Here is a 23,221-nt window from a genome sequence, read left to right on the forward strand (position 1 = left end):
GTCGCAGATCTTATTCTTTGTTGATTGAACGTTCAATCAAAACAAAATAGACTGGCCCTCAATCCGATCGGCGTCATTCGCCCCTCGGAAGGCCTAAGGAGATGTGCAAGATGCCCAAGGTCGGTATGCAACCCATCCGCCGCCAACAACTGATCGAAGCCACTTTGCAGGCGGTCGATCAGGTCGGAATGGGGGACGCCAGCATTGCGCTGATCGCCCGTTTGGCCGGTGTCTCGAATGGCATCATCAGTCATTACTTTCAGGACAAGAACGGCCTGATCGCCGCCACGATGCGGTACCTGATGACCGCCCTCAGCGAGAGCGTCACCGCGCGCCGTCAGGCGCTGGCAGATGACAGCCCACGGGCGCATCTGCAGGTGATCATCGAAGGCAACTTCGACGCCAGCCAGGTCAATGGCCCGGCAATGAAAACCTGGCTGGCCTTCTGGGCCACCAGCATGCACCAGCCGTCTTTGCACAGGTTGCAGCGGATCAACGATCACCGTCTGTATTCCAACCTGTGCTGCCAGTTCCGCCGTGTGCTGCCGCTCGAAGATGCGCGCAGCGCCGCCCGGGGTCTGGCAGCGTTGATTGACGGCTTGTGGTTGCGCGGCGCGCTGTCGGGAGACGCTTTCGACACGGCGCAGGCGCAACAGATCGCTTACGAATACATGGATTTCCAATTGGCCAAGAAGGTGAGCTAGAGCACAGAGAAAATGCTCGGCCCCTGAACTCCACCGCAGCGTGATCGCGGTGGTCAACGCCAACCACCAATGCACTTGCGAGGACACTATGGCCCGTTTCGAACTGCAAAAACTCTACATCGATGGCGCGTACACCGACGCCGGCAGCGACGCCACCTTCGAAGCCATCAACCCGGCGAACGGTGAAGTCCTCGCACTGGTGCAACGTGCGACCAAAGACGACGTCGAGCGCGCCGTGGTCAGCGCCGAAAAGGGCCAGAAAATCTGGGCCGCGATGACCGCCATGGAGCGTTCGCGCATCCTGCGTCGCGCCGTTGACATCCTGCGCGAGCGCAACGATGAGCTGGCCGCGCTGGAAACCCTGGACACCGGCAAATCCTTCTCCGAAACCAAGTACGTCGACATCGTCACCGGCGCTGACGTGCTGGAATACTACGCAGGCCTGGTGCCCGCCATCGAAGGCGAGCAGATCCCGCTGCGTGACACTTCTTTCGTTTACACCCGTCGCGAACCGCTGGGCGTAGTCGCCGGTATCGGCGCCTGGAACTACCCGATCCAGATCGCCCTGTGGAAATCCGCTCCAGCCCTGGCGGCCGGTAACGCGATGATCTTCAAGCCAAGCGAAGTCACCTCGCTGACCACTCTGAAACTGGCCGAGATCTACACCGAAGCCGGTGTGCCGAACGGCGTGTTCAACGTCCTGACCGGCAGCGGCCGTGAAGTCGGCACCTGGCTGACCGAGCACCCGCGCATCGAAAAAATCTCCTTCACCGGCGGCACCGACACCGGCAAGAAGGTGATGGCCAGCGCTTCGGCATCGTCGCTCAAAGACGTGACCATGGAACTGGGCGGCAAGTCGCCGCTGATCATCTGCGACGACGCCGATCTCGATCGCGCTGCCGACACCGCGATGATGGCCAACTTCTACAGCTCCGGTCAGGTCTGCACCAACGGCACTCGCGTGTTCGTACCGGCGCACCTGAAAGCCGCTTTTGAAGCCAAGATCGTTGAGCGCGTTGCCCGCATCCGCGTCGGCAACCCGGAAGACGAGAACACCAATTTCGGCCCGCTGGTCAGCTTCCCGCACATGGAAAGCGTGTTGGGTTACATCGCCAAGGGTAAAGAAGAAGGCGCACGCGTGCTGTGCGGCGGCGGTCGTCTGACCGACGGCGAATTCGCCAAAGGCGCGTTCGTTGCGCCAACCGTGTTCACCGACTGCAGCGACGACATGACCATCGTGCGCGAAGAAATCTTCGGTCCGGTCATGGCGATCCTCTCCTACGAAACCGAAGAAGAAGTGATCCGCCGCGCCAACGATACCGACTTCGGCCTGGCCGCCGGTATCGTCACCAAAGACCTGAACCGCGCTCACCGCGTGATTCATCAACTGGAAGCCGGTATCTGCTGGATCAACGCCTGGGGCGAGTCCGACGCAAAAATGCCGGTCGGCGGCTACAAGCAGTCGGGCGTGGGCCGTGAGAACGGCATCAGCTCGCTGAACAACTTCACCCGCATCAAATCGGTACAGGTCGAACTGGGCGATTACGTCTCGGTGTTCTAACCCCCGAGTTTTGTATTGCCCGCGATGGCCTCTTCGCGAGCAGGCTCGCTCCCACCTTGAAAATATTTCTCCTGTGGGAGCGAGCCTGCTCGCGAATCGAGTGCGCAGCACTCGTCTAGAGCCGACCTGACCACTATCAAAGAGGGTGCATTCAATGTCCCAAGAATTCGATTACATCATCATCGGTGCCGGCTCGGCCGGTAACACCCTGGCGACCCGTCTGACTGAAGACGAAGGCGTCACCGTTCTGTTGCTTGAAGCCGGTGGCCCGGATTACCGCCTCGACTTCCGCACGCAGATGCCCGCCGCGCTGGCGTTCCCGCTGCAGGGGCGTCGCTACAACTGGGCCTACGAAACCGATCCAGAGCCACACATGGACGGTCGCCGGATGGAGTGCGGTCGCGGCAAGGGCCTTGGCGGTTCGTCGCTGATCAACGGCATGTGCTACATCCGTGGCAACGCCATGGACTACGACGGCTGGGCGAAACTGCCGGGCCTGGAAGACTGGTCGTACCTCGATTGCCTGCCGTATTTCCGCAAAGCCGAAACCCGTGACATCGGCCCGAACGATTACCACGGTGGCGACGGCCCGGTCAGCGTGACCACGCCGAAAGCCGGCAACAACCCGCTGTTCCACGCCATGGTTGAAGCCGGCGTGCAGGCCGGTTATCCGCGCACCGAAGACCTCAACGGTTACCAGCAGGAAGGCTTCGGTCCTATGGACCGCACCGTGACACCGAATGGCCGCCGTGCTTCCACCGCCCGTGGCTACCTCGACATCGCCAAGAAGCGTTCGACCCTGACCATCGTCACACACGCCCTGACCGACAAGATTCTCTTTGAAGGCAAGCGTGCGGTCGGCGTGCGTTACCTGATCGGTGACGCTGAGGAACGTGTTGAAGCCAAGGCGCGCAAGGAAGTCCTGCTGTGCTCCGGCGCCATCGCTTCGCCGCAGATTCTGCAGCGCTCCGGTGTCGGCCCGGCGAAACTGCTGGAAAGCCTCGACATCCCGGTGGTCCACGATCTGCCGGGCGTCGGTGAAAACCTGCAGGATCACCTTGAGCTGTACCTGCAATACGCCTGCACCCAACCGGTTTCGCTGTATCCGTCGCTGCTCTGGTACAACCAGCCGGCGATCGGTGCCGAGTGGCTGTTCAACGGCACCGGCATCGGCGCCAGCAACCAGTTCGAGGCCGGCGGTTTCATTCGTTCGCGTCCGGAATTCGAATGGCCGAACATCCAGTACCATTTCCTGCCGGTGGCGATTAACTACAACGGCAGCAACGGTGTGAAAGAGCACGGTTTCCAGGCGCACATGGGCTCCATGCGCTCGCCGAGCCGTGGCCGCGTCCAGGTCAAATCCAAGGATCCGCGTCAGCACCCGAGCATCCTGTTCAACTACATGGCCACCGAGCAGGACTGGCAGGAATTCCGCGACGGCATCCGCCTGACCCGCGAAATCATGCAGCAGCCGGCCCTCGACGCGTTCCGTGGTCGGGAAATCAGCCCGGGCATCGAAGTGCAAAGCGATGAACAGCTCGACAAGTTCATCCGCGAGCACGCCGAAACCGCGTTCCACCCGTCCTGCTCGTGCAAGATGGGCACCGACGAGATGGCCGTGGTCGATGGCGAAGGTCGTGTGCACGGCATGCAGAGCCTGCGCGTGGTCGATGCTTCGATCATGCCGATCATCACCACCGGCAACCTCAACGCGCCGACGATCATGATGGCCGAGAAAATCGCCGACAGGATCCGTGGCCGCAAGCCGCTGCCGCGCAGCAACGCTGCGTACTACGTAGCGAACGGCGCGCCGGTGAAGGGCAAGCCGATGCGGGATATCACCCCGGTTGCTCAGTAAGTCGTAAGACCGAGGCGCGGCCTTCGCGAGCAGGCTCGCTCCCACACTGGATCTGTGGCATTCACAAATCCCCTGTGGGAGCGAGCCTGCTCGCGAAGAGGCCCTCACAGTCAATAGACAATTCCCTGCTCCACAGTAAAACCCCCTACACCCCCTCTTCACTTGATCCTACCCCCACGCAGGCCTACTCTAGACCTCGCGCAACCGTTTCATCCCTCCCCGCTGTCGCCATGCCGCAACTCCATTACAAGGAGGTTCCCGAATGTTCGATTTCCACCCCCAGCTCAAGCAGCGCTTTGCTGCCTTGCGCACGGGCGCTGAATTTTTTTCTCTGCGGTATGTGCGCGAGTCCGGGCAGTTCCTGTCGGTGCGCAAGAACGTCGCCGAACCGCCGAGCCTGAGCCGCGATGAAGGGGCGATGCTCACCGTACGCGTCAATGGCGTCGAAGCCTACGCGGCGACCAATGACCTCTCGCAACAAGGCCTGCAAGCCGCCCTCGACCGCGCCGAGCAACAGGCCCGCCGCCTCAAGCCGCACGCCTTGCTCGATCTGCGCGAGCAGCCGCTTTCCAGCGACCGCGCGGATTATTTTTCGCCTAACCTCGAACAGCCCTTCCCGTCCCTGAGCGAATGCTTCGATCTGCTCGGTGCGGAATCCGCCGCGGTGCCCAAGGATGAGCGTCTGGTCAATTGGCAGGTGAGCATCGGCATCACCCATGTCGAGCAGATCTACCTGAGCAGCGCCGGCGCTGAATTGCGTCAGGCCCAGCGCTTCGTTTATCCAAGCCTCGACGTCACCGCTTACAACGGCAACGACAGCCAGACCCGCAGCCTCGGCCGCGAGAACTTCGGCCAGCAGGGTGGCGCCGATGTCATCAGCCGCTGCGGCCTGGTCGGTGCCGGTCCGCAAGTCGCCGATCAGGCCCTGCAACTGCTGCTCGCGCCGAACACGCCGCAAGGCCCGCGCGACCTGCTGCTGATGCCCGATCAGATGATGCTGCAGATCCACGAATCCATCGGTCACCCGCTGGAGCTCGACCGCATTCTCGGCGATGAGCGCAATTACGCCGGCACCAGTTTCGTCAAGACCGGCGATTTCGGCAGCCTGCAATACGGCTCGAACCTGCTCAACGTAACTTTCGATCCGGGCATCCCGGAAGAACTCGCCAGCTACGGCCATGACGACGACGGCACTGCGGCGAGCAAACAATTCCTGATTCGCGACGGCCTCTTGCTGCGGCCGCTGGGCGGAGCATTGTCGCAATATCGCGCCGGCCTCGACGGTGTTGCCAACAGCCGCGCCTGCGGCTGGAACCGACCGCCGATCGACCGCATGGCCAACCTCAACATCGAGCCGGGCGATCAGACGCTGGAGCAGATGATCGGCGGTATCGAGCACGGCATTCTGATGAGCACCAACCGTTCGTGGTCGATCGACGATGCGCGTAACAAATTCCAGTTCGGCTGCGAATGGGGCCAGTTGATCGAGAACGGTGAACTCAAAGGCGTGGTGAAAAATCCCAACTACCGGGCCATTTCCGCGCACTTCTGGAAGAGCCTGCGCGCCGTCGGCGATGCCAACACCGTCAAGGTGCTGGGCACGCCGAACTGCGGCAAGGGCGAACCGAACCAGGTGATTCGCGTCGGCCACGCTTCGCCGGCCTGCGTATTCAGCAACATTGATGTGTTTGGGGGAGACGCCTGATGAGCATTTCGAAGCGTCAGTCCGACGCCTTCAAGGTCATGGTCAACTGGCTGCGCGACAGCGTGCGCGAGCCGGAACAGTTCACGCTCAGCTACGCCGCCGAAGCCTCGGCGTTCGTGCGCTTCAATCACGCCAAGGTGCGTCAGGCCGGGCAGGTGCAACAGGCCAACGTCGGCCTGAAACTGATCGACGACGGTCGCCACGCCGACCTGCAGATCACCTTGTCCGGGGATCAGGAAGCCGATCTGCAACGGCTCGCAGAGGGCCTGCAACAACTGCGCGAAACCCTGCCGCTGCTGCCGCAGGATCCGTACCTGTTGCTCAATCACAACAGCTGGCAGAGCACGCACGTACAAGCACATCCGCTGCCGGACACGGAAGATGTCGTCGGGCAAATCTGCGCCGCCGCTGAAGGTCTCGATCTGGTCGGTTTTTATGCTGCCGGTCCAATCAGCCGCGGTTTCGCCAGTTCTGCCGGCGCGTTCGGCTGGCATGAAGCCAACAGCTTCAATTTCGACTTCAGCCTGTTCCACGCAAACGGCGAAGCGGTGAAGGCCAGCTATGCCGGGCACGACTGGAGCGACGAGGGTTTCGCCCGGCGTTTCGCCCAGGCCCGCGAACAGCTGGAGTTTCTCGGCCGACCGTTACGCACTTTGGCACCGGGACAGTACCGGGCCTATCTGGCACCGGCGGCGCTGGAAGAAATCATGGGCATGCTCAGTTGGGGCGGGTTTTCCGCGCAGTCGATTGCCAGCAAGAGCAGCCCGCTGCAGAAGCTCTATGTCGGCGATCAGGCGTTCAGCCCGCTGCTGTCGCTGGATGAAAAAGTCAGCGAATCCCTGAGTCCGGCGTTTTCCGCCGAGGGTTATCCGCGCAGCGATCTGCGTCTGATCATCGAAGGCCGGGCCGGCGATCAACTGGTCGGCTCGCGCAGCGCCGCCGAATATGGTCTGGCGGCGAACGGTGCGGGTGGCGGCGAGATGCCCAGCGCATTGAACATGGCCGCCGGTGATCTGTCGCAAGCAGAGATCCTCAAGCAGTTGGGCACCGGCCTGTACATCAGCAACCTGTGGTACCTGAACTACTCGGATCAACCGGCGGCACGCATGACCGGCATGACCCGCTTCGCGACCTTCTGGGTCGAGAACGGCGAGATTCAGGCGCCGGTCAGCACCATGCGTTTCGACGACAGCGCCTATAACCTGCTCGGTTCGCAGCTGGAAGCGTTGACCACCGAACGCGAATTGCTGCTGTCGGCCAGTACCTACAGCCAGCGCAATACCTCGTCAGCGCTGTTGCCGGGGGCACTGGTCAGCCGACTCACGCTGACGCTGTAAATGCAAAACCTGTGGGAGCGAGCCTGCTCGCGAAAGCGGTAGATCAATCGACATCAATGTTGAATGAAATGGCCTCTTCGCGAGCAGGCTCGCTCCCACACTGACCGCGCTCGACTCTGAATATGCACTGACACAAGAGGTTCCATGCCCAACCGCCCGCCTCTCGACGCCATCACCGCACGCTGGTTGCCGTGGGTCGTCGCCATTGCGTTCTTCATGCAGTCCCTCGACGGGACCATCCTCAACACCGCGCTACCGGCCATGGCCAGCGATCTCGCTGAAGACCCGTTGCGCATGCAGGGCGTGATCATCGCCTACATGCTTACCGTGGCCCTGCTGATCCCGGCCTCCGGCTGGATCGCCGACCGCTTCGGCACCAAGAAAATCTTCTTCGGCGCGATTCTGCTGTTCAGCTTCGGCTCGCTGCTCTGCGCCTTGTCCAGCAGCCTGAGCATGCTTATCGGTGCGCGGGTGATTCAGGGCCTCGGCGGCGCGCTGATGTTGCCGGTCGGGCGGCTGGTGGTGCTGCGCGCCTACCCGCGCTCGGAACTGGTGCGGATCATGGGTTTCATCACCATTCCCGGCCTGCTCGGCCCGCTGATCGGCCCGACGATGGGCGGCTGGATGGTGGAATACGTGACGTGGCACTGGATCTTCCTGATCAATCTGCCGGTCGGGGTGATCGGTTGTTATGCGGTGTGGAAATTCATTCCCGACCTGCGCGGCACTGAGCGCACGCGTTTCGATAGCCTCGGTTTTCTGCTGTTCGGCGCGGCGATGATCCTCATCACCATTGCCATGGAAGGCCTTGGCGAACTGCACCTGCCGCACCTGCGGGTGATGTTGCTGCTGTTCGCCGGCATGGCCTGTCTGGCCGCGTACTGGCTGCGCGCCGGGCATATCGAGAACCCGTTGTTCGCGCCGTCATTGTTCAAGACCCGCACCTTCGCCGTGGGCATCCTCGGTAACCTCTTCGCGCGACTGGGCAGCGGCGCCCTGCCGTTTCTGGTACCGCTACTGCTGCAAGTGGCGTTGGGTTACTCGCCGTCGCAAGCCGGGATGAGCATGTTGCCACTGGCCGCCGCAGCGATGATCGCCAAGTGGGTCGCGCGGCCGCTGATCGAACGCCTCGGCTATCGCATCGTCCTCACCGGCAACACGCTGGCGCTGGGGATCATGCTGGCGAGCATGGGCCTGGTCAGCGAGCAGACGCCGTACTGGCTGCTGCTGTGCCTGCTAGCCGTGCTGGGTGCGATCAACTCGCTGCAATTTACCGCGATGAATACGGTGACGCTGATCGACCTCGACGATGCCAGCGCCAGCAGCGGCAACAGTTTGCTGTCGGTGGTCGCGCAGTTGTCGCTGAGCCTCGGCGTCGCTTGCGCCGGTGCGCTGCTCGGCGGCTTCACTGCGAAAGTCGGCAACGATGGCGTGGAAACCGTGCTCGGTGCGTTCCAACTGACCTTCGTCACGGTCGGCGTGATGGCGATGCTGGCGGCAACGATCTTCTCGCAGTTGTCGAAGGAAGACGGCCGGCGCGCTAAACGTCCACAAGAACACATCGAACACTGATTATGCTGAAGGACTCCCTGTAGGAGCTGCCGAAGGCTGCGATCTTTTGATCTTGTTTTTTAAAGCAAAATCAAAAGATCGCAGCCTTCGGCAGCTCCTACAGGGGAGTGTGGTCCCTCACACAGACTGATCTCCAGTCAGAGAAACTCTGGGGCTGTTCGTCCAGAACTGTCGAGGAAACCGGCACGGGGCTGCTACACTGCGCGACATTTTGTTTTGCAGGCCAGTCCCGTGACCACCATCGCCACCGCTTTTAATACTCTGCCGCTGTCCGCCGCCATGCTGGCTAACCTCGAATCACTCGGTTATGCCCAGATGACGCCGATCCAGGCGCAGAGCTTGCCGGTGATCCTCAAGGGGATGGACCTGATCGCCCAGGCCAAGACCGGCAGTGGCAAGACCGCCGCGTTCGGCATCGGCCTGCTCAACCCGATCAACCCGCGCTACTTCGGGTGCCAGGCGCTGGTGATCTGCCCGACCCGCGAACTGGCCGATCAGGTGGCCAAGGAAGTCCGCCGTCTGGCCCGCGCCGAAGACAACATCAAGGTCCTGACCCTGTGCGGCGGCGTGTCGTTCGGCCCGCAGATCGCTTCGCTGGAACACGGCGCGCACATCATCGTCGGCACTCCAGGGCGCATTCAGCAGCACCTGCGCAAGGGTTCGCTGGTGCTCGATGGCCTGAACACGCTGATCCTCGACGAAGCCGACCGCATGCTCGACATGGGTTTCTACGACGCCATCGAAGACATCATCATCAAGACCCCGGAGCGTCGCCAGACTCTGTTGTTCTCCGCGACCTACCCGGTGGGCATCAAGCAACTGGCCTCGAAATTCATGCGCGACCCGCAGACCGTCAAGGCTGAAGCCTTCCACGACGACACGCAGATCGAGCAACGCTTCTACGAGATTTCCCCGGAAGAGCGCATGAGTGCGGTGACCAAGGTCCTGCACCACTTCCGTCCGGCGTCCTGCGTGGCGTTCTGCTTCACCAAGCAGCAAGTGCAGGAAACCGTCGATCACCTGACCGCCAAAGGCATTTCCGCTGTAGGCCTGCACGGCGATCTGGAACAGCGTGACCGCGATCAAGTGCTGGCGATGTTCGCCAACCGCAGCACCTCGGTGCTGGTCGCCACCGACGTCGCCGCCCGTGGTCTGGACATCGATGCGCTGGACATGGTGATCAACGTCGAGTTGGCGCGCGATTCGGAAATCCACATTCACCGCGTTGGCCGCACTGGTCGCGCGGGCGAGAAAGGCATCGCCATCAGCCTCGTCGCTCCGTCCGAAGCTCATCGCGCGCAAGCCATCGAACAACTGCAGAAAGCGCCGCTGAACTGGGATCAGATCGACAACCTCAAGTCCCAGGGCCTGGCGCCGCTGCAACCACCGATGACCACCCTGTGCATTGGTGCTGGCCGTAAAGACAAGGTGCGCCCGGGCGACATCCTCGGCGCATTGACCGGCGAAGCGGGCATTCCCGGTGCGCAGGTTGGCAAGATCGCGATCTTCGATTTCCAGGCTTACGTCGCTGTCGAGCGCACCGTGGCCATGCAGGCGTTACAGCGTTTGAACGACGGCAAGATCAAGGGCCGCTCGTTGCGCGTACGTATTCTGTAAGCGATCTTCCATCCATAGGAGATCCCCTGTGGGAGCGAGCCTGCTCGCGAATGCAAACTGTCAGTCGACATCATTGTTGAATGACACAACGCTTTCGCGAGCAGGCTCGCTCCCACAGTTTGTTTTGTAGCGACCCACCAAGAGGACACCGTTTTGCGCTCTACCGAAGTCGTGATCATTGGCGCTGGCGCCGCCGGCTTGATGTGTGCCCTGACCGCCGCCGGGCGCGGGCGTCAGGTATCGCTGCTCGACCACGCGAACAAGGCCGGCAAGAAAATCCTCATGTCCGGTGGTGGTCGCTGCAATTTCACCAACATGTACACCGAACCGAGCAATTTCCTCTCGCAGAATCCGCATTTCTGCAAATCGGCGCTGGCGCGTTACACCCAGTGGGATTTCATCGCTCTGGTCGGCAAACACGCCGTGCCCTACCACGAGAAGAAACTCGGCCAGCTGTTCTGCGATAACAAATCCAGCGACATCCTCGGCCTGCTGCTTGATGAGTGCGATCAGGCCGGCGTCGAGCTGCATCTGGACACCTCGATCCAGACCATCGAAAAAACCGACAGCGGTTATCTGCTCGACACCACCCTCGGCCAGGTCCAGTGCCAGTCGCTGGTGATTGCCACCGGCGGGCTGTCGATTCCGACCCTGGGCGCTACCGGTTTCGGTTATCAAGTCGCCAAACAGTTCGGCCATGAACTGCTGCCGACCCGCGCCGGTCTGGTGCCGTTCACCATCACCGACCAACTCAAAGAGTTGTGCACAGAGCTGTCCGGGACCTCGGTGGATTGTCTGGTCAGCTGCAACGAGCAGAGCTTTCGCGAAAACATCCTGTTCACCCATCGCGGCCTCAGTGGCCCGGCAATCTTGCAGATCTCTTCGTTCTGGGAGCCCGGCGACACGGTGGAGATCAACCTGCTGCCGGATCACGACGCGGCGAGCTGGCTGCAACAGCAAGTCGCCGAACGCCCGAACAGCGAGCTGAAGACTTTGCTTGGCGAGATCTTCACCAAGAAGATGGCCAATCTGCTGGCGGACAACTGGTTTGTCTCCAAACCGATGAAGCAGTACACCCACGCGGAACTGGCGGAGATTGCCGAGAAGCTCGGCAGCTGGAAGGTTGTACCGGCGGGCACTGAGGGCTATCGCACGGCTGAGGTGACCCTCGGTGGCGTCGATACCCGCGAGGTGTCGTCCAAGACCATGGAATCGCTGAAAAGCCCCGGGTTGTACTTCATTGGGGAAGTGCTCGACGTCACCGGGCATCTGGGCGGCTTCAACTTCCAGTGGGCCTGGGCCTCTGGTTACGCTGCGGCGCAGTACGCTTAACTCAAGGCCAAATACAAAACCCTGTGGGAGCGAGCCTGCTCGCGAATGCGGTTACCAGTCGACATCAATGTTGAATGACACTCCGCTTTCGCGAGCAGGCTCGCTCCCACAGTGGTTTGTGGTGTAAGTAAAAGGAACACTTTTTGCTGTCAGATGTGCTCGGCGCCATTGCGTCGGCGTCATTACTGGCTCAATTTAGCGGCATCGCCTCGGAAGGCCTTCGCACTTCATGTCCTCGACCTCGTTTCGTCAGTCTTTGCGGCGCCTGTGGGCGCTGGATAAATTCAGCTACAGCGTGCGGGTATTCATCGCCCTGACCGGCAGCATGGCGCTGTGCTGGTATCAGGATGAAATGGGCCTGCTGATCCCGTTGTTCCTCGGCATCATCGCCAGCGCCCTGGCCGAGACCGACGACAGTTGGCAGGGTCGTCTCAACGCTCTGGCGGTGACGCTGGTGTGTTTCAGCATCGCCGCGCTGTCGGTGGAATTGCTCTTTCCCTACCCGATCATTTTTGCCGTAGCCCTGGCGCTGGCCAGTTTCGGCCTGACCATGCTCGGCGCACTGGGCGAGCGTTACGGTGCGATCGCCTCGGCGACGTTGATTCTCTCCGTATACACGATGATCGGCGTCGATCAGCGCGGCGGCGCGGTCACTGATTTCTGGCATGAACCGATGCTGCTGGTCGCCGGCGCGGCGTGGTATGGCCTGCTCTCTGTGCTGTGGCAGGCGCTGTTTTCCAATCAACCGGTGCAGCAGAGTCTGGCGCGGCTGTTCCGTGAACTGGGTCTTTACCTGAAGCTGAAATCCTCGCTGTTCGAGCCGATCCGGCAGATGGACGTCGAAGCCCGCCGCCTCGAACTGGCGCAGCAGAATGGCCGGGTGGTCGCAGCGCTGAACACGGCCAAGGAAATCATCCTGCACCGGGTTGGCAACGGTCGGCCCGGCTCGAAGGTCAGCCGCTATTTGAAGCTATATTTCCTCGCGCAGGACATTCACGAACGCGCCAGCTCTTCGCACTACCCTTACAACGCGTTGGCCGAGGCGTTCTTCCACAGCGACGTGCTGTTCCGCTGCCAGCGCCTGCTGCGCCAGCAAGGCAAGGCCTGCCGCGCGTTGGCCGAGTCAATCCAGATGCGCCAGCCGTTCATCTACGACGCCAGTTTCGCCGAAGCCCTGAATGACCTGCATGCCTCCCTCGAGCACTTGCGCATCCAGAGCAACCCGGCGTGGCGCGGCCTGCTCCGTTCGCTGCGGGCACTGGCGGCCAACCTCGGCACCCTCGATCGCCTGCTCAGCGATGCCAGCAATCCTGACGCCTTGGCTGATGCTACCGACAGCAGCCTGCTCGACCGCTCACCGCGCAATCTCAAGGACGTATGGATTCGCCTGCGTACGCAACTGACGCCGACTTCGCTGCTGTTCCGCCATGCCCTGCGCCTCCCGCTGGCACTGAGTATCGGCTATGGCATGGTGCACCTGATTCACCCGTCGCAAGGCTACTGGATCATTCTCACTACGCTGTTCGTCTGCCAGCCGAACTACGGCGCCACCCGACGCAAACTCGGCCAGCGGATCATCGGCACCGCCATTGGCCTGACGGTGGCCTGGGCGCTGTTCGATCTGTTCCCCAACCCGGTGGTGCAATCGTGCTTCGCCATCGCTGCCGGCGTGGTGTTCTTCACCAACCGCACCACCCGCTACACCCTTGCGACGGCGGCTATCACGATCATGGTGCTGTTCTGCTTCAATCAGGTCGGCGACGGCTATGGGCTGTTCCTACCACGGCTGTTCGATACCTTGCTGGGCAGCCTGATCGCAGGTCTGGCGGTATTCCTGTTCCTGCCGGACTGGCAGGGTCGGCGCCTGAACAAGGTGCTGGCCAATACCCTGACCTGCAACAGCATCTACCTGCGCCAGATCATGCAGCAATACGCCGCCGGCAAAAGCGACGACCTCGCCTATCGCCTGGCCCGACGCAACGCGCACAACGCCGACGCGGCGCTGTCGACGACGCTGGCGAACATGCTCATGGAGCCGGGGCATTTCCGCAAGGAGGCGGATGTCGGTTTCCGTTTCCTGGTGCTGTCGCACACTTTGCTCAGTTACCTTTCCGGGCTCGGCGCGCACCGCGAAACACAGCTGCCAGCCGAAGTGCGTGAGCATCTGATCGAAGGCGCCGGGGTGAGACTGGCGACCAGCATCGACGAAATCGCCCAAGGCCTGGCGAGCAAGCAGCCGATTGCGATTCAGAGTGATGAAGAAGAAGCGCTGGCCAATGAACTGGAACAGATGCCGGAGGAGATTGATGAAGGGCAGCGACTGGTGCAGACGCAATTGGCGCTGATATGCCGGCAATTGGGGCCGCTTCGGACGTTGGCGGCGCATTTGATCAAGGACACTGCCGAAATCAGCGGCGCCTGAGACGACGCATTCGCGAGCAGGCTCGCTCCCACAGGGTATGCATTTCAAATTGTGGGAGCGAGCCTGCTCGCGAAGTGGTGATCAGCCACAACGAAAATGCCGGATCACCCTTCACATTCCGTGCCGCCGCAATAACTTCTCATAAGTCCCGTCAGCCTTCATCGCCTCGATCGCTCGATCGAACCCGGCAACAATCTGCTCATGCTGCGGATTCTTCAGGCTGACCAGAATATGCAGGCTGTTCTCACTCAACGGCTTGGGTAGGAACTCCACCGAATTGCGCACCTTGGCCGATTCTCGGGCGAGGTAATACTTCGCTACGTACTCATCCTCAAGCGTCAACTTGACCCGATCCGCCGAGAGCATGCGCACGCCCATGGCGAAGTTGTGCACAGGGACTTTCTGCATCGCCGTGTCGGCATCAAAAGGTGCGGAATAGGCGTACCCGCGCACCACCGCAATCGGATAGGTGTGCAGTTGCTCGAGGCTGTTGTATTCAATGGGCGCGTCTTTACGCTTGAGGAAGCGGATGCGGTTGATCAGGTACTCGCCGGAAAACTGGCCGATCTGCGTGCGCTCGTCGTTGTACCAGGCGTTGACCAGAACGTCGTAACGCCCCTCGCCAATCCCCAGCAATGCTCGCGCCCACGGCACTTGCTCGTAACCGCTGGCATAACCGGCGCGAGCCAGTGCAGTGCTGACAATGTCGGTGGCCAGGCCACCGTTGACCAGCGCATCGTCGGTAAATGGCGGCCAATTATCGAATGCCAGCCGCAGCTTCTGCGCCGCAGCATCCTGGCCCAGCACCAGCAGTCCGATCAAAGCAACGGCTTGAAGCAATCGCAGCATGCTTGAACATCCTCAGCGGGCAACCGCCCGACGTGGTTTCACGTCAAATTCCAAGGCCCCTTACCGGCAAAACCCAAGCATTGAACATTAGCTCATGAGAACCAGTGCGCAGTGCTCTTCAGCAGATTACACAAACTCTCGGCCGCCGCGAGAAAGGAATGATGGCATTTTGACCTTTGTCACAGACTGATACGCCATGCAGACATCCGCAGCGGGTGCGCTTAGTATCGGGCGACGTGTTCAAGGAATCGAAAAATGACAATCGAGTGGATCTGCAAACATCATCGTGATCTGGGCAAAGAGCAGTTGTACGCCCTGTTGAAGCTGCGCTCTGATGTATTCGTAGTCGAACAGAAATGTGCCTATCCGGATCTCGATGGCCAGGATCTGGAGGGCGATAGCCATCACCTGATGGGCTGGGAGGATGATCAACTGATGGCTTACCTGCGCTTGCTCGACCCGGAATCCCAAGGCGGCGACGTGGTGATTGGCCGCGTGGTGACCGCACCCGCCGGCCGTGGCAAAGGGCTGGGCCACGCGATGATGGAACAGGCGCTGAAACAGGCAGAAAAGCACTGGCCGCAGGTGCCGATCTATCTGTCGGCGCAGGCGCATTTGCAGGGGTATTACGGCAAGTACGGGTTTGTCGCAGTCGGTGAGGAATATCTCGAGGATGACATTCCACATATCGGGATGCGTCGGTCCTGAGGGCCCTTTCGCGAGCAGGCTCGCTCCCACAGGGAATGCACATCCATTGTGGGAGCGAGCCTGCTCGCGAAGACGTCAGAACTGTCGGCGCAGGAATCAGGGGTATTCAAGCACTGCTTTTATCTGCCGCAAATTGCGCTCGATCCAGTCGCGATCAATCGCTCCCCACTCGCGAATCCGATAACGCCCGGCATGATTGCGTGCGCCCTCCTCTTGTTCGAATTCACAGATGATGTCCAGATCAGCCAGCGCGGCGATGGTGTCCTGCGCCGTGCGCCGGGGCATGCCGGTGACTTCGGTCAGCGTCGGCACACTCGGCGCCAGGCCACTGTCGATCAGATAAGCCACGTACAAACGGCGATAGAAACTGCTTTTGGTCTTGCTGACATCCATCCAAACACTCCCAACGTTAGAAGATCGTCCGAACGCGGCCCGAACCTTCGGCAGCTCCGACAAAGGATCGCATTCCAACTGTAGGCGCTGCCGGAGGCTGCGATCTTTAGACTTTTTATTGCATATCCCGCCACGTCAGGTACACGCGCAGATCGAACTCGATCTGGTGATACCCAGGCAGCATGTGCTCGCACAGTTTATAGAACGCCTTGTTGTGGTCCGATTCCTTGAAGTGCGCCAGTTCGTGCACGACGATCATCTTCAGAAAATCAGGCGCGGCGTCCTTGAACAGCGAGGCAATGCGGATTTCCTTGTTGGCCTTGAGCTTGCCGCCCTGCACCCGCGAAACCGTGCTGTGCAGGCCGAGGGCACGGTGAGTCAGGTCGAGGCGGTTGTCGAACAGCACTTTGTCGATGGCCGGCGCATTGCGCATGTATTGCTGCTTGAGGTCCAGCGCGTAGCTGTACAAGGCCTTGTCGCTTTGCACGTCATGCCGCCCCGAATAGCGTTGATCGAGGTAATCACCCAGCCGCCCTTCGGCGATCAGTTGGCGCACCTGATCCTGCAAACGCTCGGGATAGGCCTGGAGGTACTTCAACACAGTCATGGACGGGCAGCACGATTGGAAAAAAGGTGCGCAAGTGTAGCGAATTCAACCCGCCAGCGCGCTCCAGTCAAACGGTTCGGCGAAGTGGGCGGCGTCCTCGGCGACCAAGGGTCGCGCCACCAGGAAGCCCTGCACATACTCGCAGCCATGGGCTCGCAGCCATTGATATTGCTCAAGGGTTTCCACCCCTTCAGCGATCACCAGCAGGCCGTATTGCTGACACAGGTCGAGAACCATGCGCACTAGCGCAGCATCACGCGGCGAGTCCGGCAAGCGCGCGATCAAGTGGCGGTCGAGCTTCAGTGTGTCCAGTTCCAGATCGCGCAGATGCGCCAGCGAGCACGGCCCCGAGCCAAAGTCATCCAGCGCCACGCGCACCCCGAGATGACGCAACAGCCGCAGTTGCTTGCGGGTTTCGTCCGGGTTTTGCATCAACGCTTCTTCGGTGACTTCGACTTCCAGTTGCCGAGGCTGCAGCGCATGGCGTTCCATGACCTGGCGCAATTCGGTGACCAGATTCGGCAGGCCGAACTGGGTATTGCTCAAGCTCACACCGAGTACCAGATCTTCAGCGAACAGCGTTTCCCAGGCTTTGCGCTGACCGGCGCCACGGTGATAGATCCAGCTGCCGAGGCGACTGATCAAGCGCGCCTCTTCCAGCAACGGCAGAAACAACCCCGGCGGCACATCGCCGACACTCGGATGCTGCCAGCGCAGCAACGCTTCGAAGCCGCGAATCTGTCCGCTGCCGATCGCCACCTGCGGCTGATAGACCAGATTGAAATCGCGATTTTCGATGGCCTCGCGCACGCTGTCTTCAAGCATCAGACGCGAGCGGGCGCGACCGTTCATTTCATGATCGTAGAAGCGATATTGCTGACGCCCGGCACGCTTGGCTTCGTACATGGCGATGTCCGATGCGCGCAGCAAGCCGTCGAGGTTGCGGCCACAGTCGGGATAAGTGGCAATGCCGATACTGGCGCCGAGAACGATATCCAGGCCTTCGATCTGCTGACAGACCGATACCCGTTCGATGAGCTTTTCGGCAATCTTCGCTGCTTGCTCGGGGAACTCCAGATCCAGCAGCGCGGTAAATTCATCGCCGCCCATGCGCGCGAGAATATCGAACGGCCGCAGGCACGCCTTCAACTGTTCGGAGACCCAGCGCAATACGCGGTCGCCGGCATCGTGGCCGAGAGAATCATTGACCCGCTTGAAGCCATCGAGATCGAGGTAGAGCAGCACCCAGCTGCTGTCGCTGCGCTCGCCGCGCAACAGCAGGTTTTCCACGGTCTGGTAGAACCCGCGCCGGTTGAGCAGACCGGTCAGCGGATCGGTCACCGCCTGGAACTCCAGTTGCTGGTGCAAGTGACGCACCACCGACATGTCCAGCACCGTCACCACCATCGCATGCTGTTCCGAGGGCAACGGCGCGCAGGATAAAGCCACCGGTACTTGCTGTCCGGGCGCCGTGCGCAGCAACGCATCGTGCAGACGCAGGGTTTCACCGCGTTGGTAGCCGGCGTAGAACTCGGAATCGGCCCACAGGGGAATGTGCGGTTTCTGCAGGAAATCGAGAAACTCCTTGCCTTGCAGATCCTTGACCGGCGCGTTGAGCAGCCGCGAAATCGCCGGGTTGGCAAAGCGGATCACGCCGTCCTCGCTCAATACCAGAATGCCTTCGGCGGCGTTATCCAGCACCGAGGCATTGAAGGCCCGCGCCACTTCCAGGTCATGGCTGAGGCGTTGCAGGGCACGGCGATTGCGCTGGTGCTCAAGCAACGCCTGGACCTTGGGCTTGAGAATTTGCGGATCGAACGGCTTGAACAGGTAATCCACTGCCCCACTGGCATAGCCCTTGATCACGGCATCCTGGGATTGCTCGTTGGCGGTCAGGAAAATGATAGGCGTCAGCCGCGTGCGCTGGCTGCCGCGCATCAACCGTGCGACTTCAAAACCGTCCATTCCGGGCATCTGCACATCGAGCAGGACCAGGTCGATGTCATGTTCGAGTAACAGGTTCAGCGCCTCGAAACCGGAGGCGGCGGTCATCACGTGCCAATCCTGACGCTGCAGCAACGCGCGCATGCTGATCAGATTTTCGGGGTAATCATCGACGATCAAAAGGACCGAGCTGCCTTCACCTGGCTGGGGTTGCGCGCATTCCATGCTGCTTCTCTTATCAAGCCGTTACCGGCAAAAACCATAGACGTACTGAGCCTTCACTCTAGACGCGGATCGGTGAAAGCAGAAGCTGTCATCCCGCCATCATTTAAACAATGCTCAACCCACCCGACTAACGGTCACCGCTACAGCCCCCGAAAACCGGGCGGGATGGCATTTCGACAGGACTTTGACGTCAAGTAATCGCCGTACGGGCATTAACAAAAATTGCCGCTACGCTTATAAAGACGCCCGAAAACGCGCGGGCTAGAGCTTCTGGCACCGGCGTTCCGGATGAATTGATTGGAAGAAACGTCATGATCGACCTCGCAACCTGGAACCTCAGCGTTCCTGTTGGCAGCCCGCCGTACACCGTCGAAACCTCGAAACTGGTGGATGGCTTCAAGGATCAGTACTTCCATTCCGACACCGGCACCCTGTTTTTCTGGTCACCGGTGACCGGCTCGAAAACCGAAAACGCCATCTACCCGCGTACCGAATTGCGCGAAACCTACAGCAACGGCACCCTGCGCAATTGGTACTACCCGGACGCCGACAACCTGCTGCGCGCCACCCTCGCGGTGAACAAGGTGCCGAGCTCGGGCAAGATCGTCATCGGCCAGATCCATGCGTACGAAAGCCAGCGGCCGATGGTCAAGCTCGAATACCAGTACAAGGAAAAAACCCAGACCGGCAATCTGGTGATCAAGGTGCGCATGCGCCCGGACGACGCCGAAAGCCGCGTCATCACCCTGGCTACCGGCGTCAAGCTTGATCGCGAATTCAACTACCTCATCCACTTGAGCCCCGGCGGTGTGCTGGGCGTGAGTGCGGCGGGCTATCAGTGGGACTCCCAGATCAGCGCGACCTGGCGGGACAAGCCGCTGTACTTCAAGGCTGGGGTGTATGTGCAGGACAACACCGGGTACACCAGTGAAGGTGGGCAGGTGACGTTTACCAAACTGGATATTGATCACGACAAGTAACCCAAACACCACAAGGAGCTGGCGAGCTCGCCCGTCAGGCATTCGGTCACGTTGAACTGAAGAATAATCGTTCAGAAGAGCCCGCCTGAGGACGGGTTTCTTGAGCCAAATGGATTAAATGTTCCGCATACGGTACATTGACACCAAAATGTTACGGTAGCGCAACATGGATTACTCTCTTTTAATTACCCGTCTCGGCATTCAATTACGTGAAAAACGTATAAATCGTGGCCTGACGCAGGCTCAACTTGCCGATCTGGCGGGACTGACACGATACAAAGTCATTGCGGTAGAGAAAGGCACCCTTTCTGTCGGCATGATCGCTTACGCGCGGGTTTTGGCTGCGTTGGACTGCGAACTCTCGGTGGTTCCAGCAACGATGCCAACCCTTGAAGAGATCGGAGATTTATTCGAATGACAATGGCCTCTCTTCAAGTCAGTACCCCTGAAGGTAATAGCGGCAGGCTTTTCAGCGATGCCGAGGATTTCACTTTTCGTTATCACGAAGATGCATCGCCACAAATGGCGATCAGCCTCCTGATGCCTGTACGGCATGACGAGTTTCGTCGGCGTGAGTTGCACCCTGTCTTCCAAATGAACCTGCCCGAAGGCTACGTACTGGAGCAGTTGCGCAACCGCTTGGCCAAGACTGTGAACGTCGACCCAATGCTGCTACTGGCACTTTCCGGCAGCACATCGCCGATTGGCAGGGTTCATGTACGCTCTGAAACCGTTGATGCATTGTTGGAGGCGCAAGAATTTCCGGGAGAAAAACTCGAAGAGATTCTCACGTGGGACGGTACGGAAGATATCTTCGCCGACATGCTTGATCGTTACATCCTGCGGGCAGGCATTTCAGGTGTTCAACCCAAGTTGCTGGTGCCGGAGCGGCAAGAAATAGCGTTGCCGAGAGTGACATCCAAAACCTCGGATCTGATCATCAAGAGTGGCAGAGACGAATTCCCGGGCCTGGCGATTAACGAATTCCTTTGCATGTCCATGGCGAAAGAGGCGGGTATTCCCGTTCCACCGTTTTACCTTTCCGACAACGCCAAACTGTTTGTCATGCGCCGCTTTGACCGCGACGACCAGCTCAATCCGATTGGGTTTGAAGACATGGCGGTGCTGATGGGGCTGTCGGCTAATCAGAAGTACAGCAAAAGTTATGCGGCAATTGCGAAGGCTGTCCGACTGTATTGTCCCGCACGACATTTGCGCACGTCCCTTGAGCAACTCTTCGATATCGTCGCCCTGAGTTGCATCGTTGGAAATGGCGACGCTCACTTGAAAAATTTCGGTTTGCTCTATTCCGAACCCGCGCAACGCGATGCGCATCTGGCGCCGGCTTACGACATCGTCAACACCACGGCCTATATTCCAGAAGATGTTCTGGCATTGGATCTGGCGGGCAACAAGTCAATGTTCGCGTCAAGACAAGGGCTCCTGGAGTTTGCTCACACCTGTGAAATCGACCACCCCAAGGAGCGAATTCAGCACCTGCTCGACTCGGTTGAAGCGGTTCTCGATCGCTATCCTCAGTATCGCGAACAGGCGCCCCATGTGGTCAATGCCATTAAGCACGCGGCAGCGCCATTTTCTCTGACTTTTGGATAGCTTCGTTACCGCGAGAAATTCCGCCCAAAAAAAAACCCGCCTCTTCTCGGCGGGTTTCTTTTTAATCAGCTCAACGCTCAGGCTCAGTTAACCTTGGCGTTCAACTCACCCTTCAGATAGCGCTGATACATCGCTTCCAGCGAGATCGGTTTGATCTTCGAAGCATTACCGGCGGTACCGAACGCTTCATAACGCGCGATGCACACGTCACGCATTGCGGTCACGGTGGCGCCGAAGAATTTACGCGGGTCGAATTCGCTCGGGTTGGTGGCCATCAGGCGACGCATGGCGCCGGTAGACGCCAGGCGCAGGTCAGTGTCGATGTTGACCTTGCGCACGCCGTGCTTGATGCCTTCGACGATTTCTTCAACCGGGACGCCGTAGGTTTCTTTGATGTCGCCGCCGTACTGGTTGATGATCGCCAGCCATTCTTGTGGTACGGAGGACGAACCGTGCATCACCAGGTGGGTATTCGGGATGCGCTTGTGGATTTCCTTGATGCGGTCGATCGCCAGCACGTCGCCGGTAGGTGGCTTGGTGAACTTGTAGGCGCCGTGACTGGTGCCGATGGCGATGGCCAGGGCATCGACCTGGGTGCGCTTGACGAAGTCAGCGGCTTCTTCCGGGTCGGTCAGCATCTGGCTGTGATCCAGAACGCCTTCAGCGCCGATGCCGTCTTCTTCACCGGCCATGCCGGTTTCCAGCGAACCCAGGCAGCCCAGCTCGCCTTCTACCGAGACGCCGCAGGCGTGCGCCATGGCCACGGTTTGTTGGGTAACGCGGACGTTGTAGTCGTAGTCGGTCGGGGTCTTGCCGTCTTCGCCCAGCGAGCCGTCCATCATCACCGAGCTGAAGCCCAGTTGAATCGAACGCTGGCAGACGTCAGGGCTGGTGCCGTGGTCCTGGTGCATGCACACCGGGATATGCGGGAATTCTTCGATCGCGGCCAGGATCAAGTGACGCAGGAATGGCGCGCCGGCGTATTTGCGGGCGCCGGCCGAAGCCTGGACGATCACCGGGGAGTCAGTCTTGTCAGCGGCTTCCATGATGGCGCGCATCTGCTCAAGGTTGTTGACGTTGAAGGCTGGAACGCCGTAGCCGAACTCGGCTGCGTGGTCCAGCATCTGGCGCATGCTGATAAGTGCCATTGTGTGTGTCTCTCCCGGTTGAGGGTCGTTGATCGTGCCAGCCTGCCGGAGCGGCGGCGGCTATTCAAGTTAATGCAGATCGGGGGTTAGGCCCGGTCTGGTGATTCGGTGTTACCAAAACTGTGTGAACAACAGGGACCCCCTGTGGGAGCGAGCCTGCTCGCGAAAGCGGTCTGACGGACACTGCATCATCGACGGCAAGATTGCTTTCGCGAGCAGGCTCGCTCCCACATTTGGATCTCTGTACATCAATTCAATCGTGTTACTCGGCCTTGCAACCACGGCCAATCAGGTCATTGGTGGCGACCCAGTACACCAGGCCTTCGTCACCCTTGACGTGAAACGCCAGCATGCCGTCGCTGTACAGCGCGCCCGAGGCGCCCGGCTCTTCTTTCAGGCGATAGACCTGATCACCGCCGCCGAGGCGAACGTCGACTTCCTTCTGGCCGGCATCGGCGTAACGCCACAACACCTTGGCCTGACTGTCGCAGGTCCAGGTCGTCCAGTTATCCACCGGGGCGGACGACTGAAACACGTTCAACTGCGCGCAGCCACCCAACAATGCCAACGCCGCAACGGCGATCAAGCCTTTCATCCGTGTTCCTCGACTGACGGCGCACGCCGCCAGCCCTGAGTTAAAGAGTC

19 protein-coding genes are annotated in these 23,221 nt (G+C 60.2%); 13 read left to right on the forward strand and 6 right to left on the reverse strand.

Annotation, left to right across the window (positions count from 1 at the left end; all coding sequences use genetic code 11):
- Nucleotides 1–110: 110 nt before the first annotated feature.
- The 9 genes from betI to yccS all read left to right on the forward strand — a co-directional run bounded on the left by betI (nt 111) and on the right by yccS (nt 14,108).
- Nucleotides 111–704 carry a transcriptional regulator BetI gene (gene betI, locus AB4N53_RS17610; RefSeq protein WP_008085771.1) on the forward strand — a complete coding sequence of 198 codons (594 nt, stop codon included), beginning with the start codon at nt 111–113 and terminating at the stop codon, nt 702–704.
- 88 nt (nt 705–792) lie between these two features.
- Complete coding sequence (gene betB / locus AB4N53_RS17615) at nt 793–2,265, forward strand: betaine-aldehyde dehydrogenase (protein WP_460121982.1); 1,473 nt, start codon at nt 793–795, stop codon at nt 2,263–2,265.
- Between the two features lie 154 nt (nt 2,266–2,419).
- Complete coding sequence (gene betA / locus AB4N53_RS17620; protein ID WP_460121984.1) at nt 2,420–4,123, forward strand: choline dehydrogenase; 1,704 nt, start codon at nt 2,420–2,422, stop codon at nt 4,121–4,123.
- A gap of 262 nt (nt 4,124–4,385) precedes the next feature.
- A complete protein-coding gene (locus AB4N53_RS17625; RefSeq protein ID WP_460121986.1) occupies nt 4,386–5,828 on the forward strand; it encodes a TldD/PmbA family protein in 1,443 nt (480 codons plus the stop codon).
- The gene (locus AB4N53_RS17630) at nt 5,828–7,165 is read left to right on the forward strand and encodes a TldD/PmbA family protein (RefSeq protein ID WP_460121988.1); all 1,338 of its coding nucleotides are present in this window, start codon (nt 5,828–5,830) and stop codon (nt 7,163–7,165) included. Before AB4N53_RS17625 ends, AB4N53_RS17630 begins: the two co-directional genes overlap by 1 nt.
- A gap of 144 nt (nt 7,166–7,309) precedes the next feature.
- Complete coding sequence (mdtD, locus tag AB4N53_RS17635) at nt 7,310–8,737, forward strand: multidrug transporter subunit MdtD (RefSeq protein ID WP_042606617.1); 1,428 nt, start codon at nt 7,310–7,312, stop codon at nt 8,735–8,737.
- Between the two features lie 231 nt (nt 8,738–8,968).
- Entirely contained in the window at nt 8,969–10,354 is a 1,386-nt protein-coding gene (gene dbpA, locus AB4N53_RS17640; RefSeq protein WP_024014613.1) for an ATP-dependent RNA helicase DbpA, read from the forward strand.
- Nucleotides 10,355–10,507: 153 nt separating this feature from the next.
- Complete coding sequence (locus AB4N53_RS17645) at nt 10,508–11,686, forward strand: BaiN/RdsA family NAD(P)/FAD-dependent oxidoreductase (protein WP_460121991.1); 1,179 nt, start codon at nt 10,508–10,510, stop codon at nt 11,684–11,686.
- A 229-nt stretch (nt 11,687–11,915) separates the two neighbouring features.
- Complete coding sequence (yccS, locus tag AB4N53_RS17650; protein WP_460121993.1) at nt 11,916–14,108, forward strand: YccS family putative transporter; 2,193 nt, start codon at nt 11,916–11,918, stop codon at nt 14,106–14,108.
- 111 nt (nt 14,109–14,219) lie between these two features.
- Here the strand turns inward: yccS and AB4N53_RS17655 are convergent, their stop codons facing one another.
- Nucleotides 14,220–14,957 (reverse strand): substrate-binding periplasmic protein, encoded by a 738-nt coding sequence (locus AB4N53_RS17655; RefSeq protein ID WP_460121995.1) that lies wholly within the window; start codon nt 14,955–14,957, stop codon nt 14,220–14,222.
- A gap of 255 nt (nt 14,958–15,212) precedes the next feature.
- Here AB4N53_RS17655 and AB4N53_RS17660 point away from each other — a divergent pair, with 255 nt between their 5' ends.
- Entirely contained in the window at nt 15,213–15,665 is a 453-nt protein-coding gene (locus AB4N53_RS17660) for a GNAT family N-acetyltransferase (RefSeq protein ID WP_460121997.1), read from the forward strand.
- Between the two features lie 96 nt (nt 15,666–15,761).
- On the opposite strand, the gene AB4N53_RS17665 is transcribed toward AB4N53_RS17660, so the two are convergent.
- The 3 genes from AB4N53_RS17665 to AB4N53_RS17675 all read right to left on the reverse strand — a co-directional run bounded on the left by AB4N53_RS17665 (nt 15,762) and on the right by AB4N53_RS17675 (nt 18,834).
- A complete protein-coding gene (locus AB4N53_RS17665) occupies nt 15,762–16,058 on the reverse strand; it encodes a winged helix-turn-helix domain-containing protein (RefSeq protein ID WP_460121999.1) in 297 nt (98 codons plus the stop codon).
- A 115-nt stretch (nt 16,059–16,173) separates the two neighbouring features.
- Nucleotides 16,174–16,665, reverse strand: a complete 492-nt coding sequence (locus AB4N53_RS17670) for a YgjP-like metallopeptidase domain-containing protein (RefSeq protein WP_460122001.1) — start codon at nt 16,663–16,665, stop codon at nt 16,174–16,176.
- A 45-nt stretch (nt 16,666–16,710) separates the two neighbouring features.
- Nucleotides 16,711–18,834, reverse strand: coding sequence for a putative bifunctional diguanylate cyclase/phosphodiesterase (locus tag AB4N53_RS17675; protein ID WP_460122003.1), 2,124 nt, complete (start codon nt 18,832–18,834; stop codon nt 16,711–16,713).
- A 311-nt stretch (nt 18,835–19,145) separates the two neighbouring features.
- Between AB4N53_RS17675 and AB4N53_RS17680 the strand changes: the two genes are divergently transcribed.
- From AB4N53_RS17680 to AB4N53_RS17690, 3 genes are all read left to right on the forward strand, one after another.
- Nucleotides 19,146–19,814, forward strand: coding sequence for a polysaccharide lyase family 7 protein (locus AB4N53_RS17680; protein ID WP_460122005.1), 669 nt, complete (start codon nt 19,146–19,148; stop codon nt 19,812–19,814).
- A 166-nt stretch (nt 19,815–19,980) separates the two neighbouring features.
- The gene (locus AB4N53_RS17685; protein WP_129997789.1) at nt 19,981–20,232 is read left to right on the forward strand and encodes a helix-turn-helix domain-containing protein; all 252 of its coding nucleotides are present in this window, start codon (nt 19,981–19,983) and stop codon (nt 20,230–20,232) included.
- Complete coding sequence (locus AB4N53_RS17690) at nt 20,229–21,428, forward strand: type II toxin-antitoxin system HipA family toxin (RefSeq protein ID WP_460122008.1); 1,200 nt, start codon at nt 20,229–20,231, stop codon at nt 21,426–21,428. The genes AB4N53_RS17685 and AB4N53_RS17690 overlap by 4 nt, the downstream gene beginning before the upstream one ends.
- 83 nt (nt 21,429–21,511) lie before the next feature.
- Here the strand turns inward: AB4N53_RS17690 and fba are convergent, their stop codons facing one another.
- Together fba and AB4N53_RS17700 are read right to left on the reverse strand one after the other, a co-directional pair.
- The gene (fba, locus tag AB4N53_RS17695) at nt 21,512–22,576 is read right to left on the reverse strand and encodes a class II fructose-bisphosphate aldolase (protein ID WP_008081027.1); all 1,065 of its coding nucleotides are present in this window, start codon (nt 22,574–22,576) and stop codon (nt 21,512–21,514) included.
- Between the two features lie 262 nt (nt 22,577–22,838).
- Complete coding sequence (locus AB4N53_RS17700; RefSeq protein ID WP_460122010.1) at nt 22,839–23,171, reverse strand: MliC family protein; 333 nt, start codon at nt 23,169–23,171, stop codon at nt 22,839–22,841.
- Nucleotides 23,172–23,221 lie beyond the last annotated feature (50 nt).

The organism is Pseudomonas sp. H3_E04, from assembly GCF_054668915.1.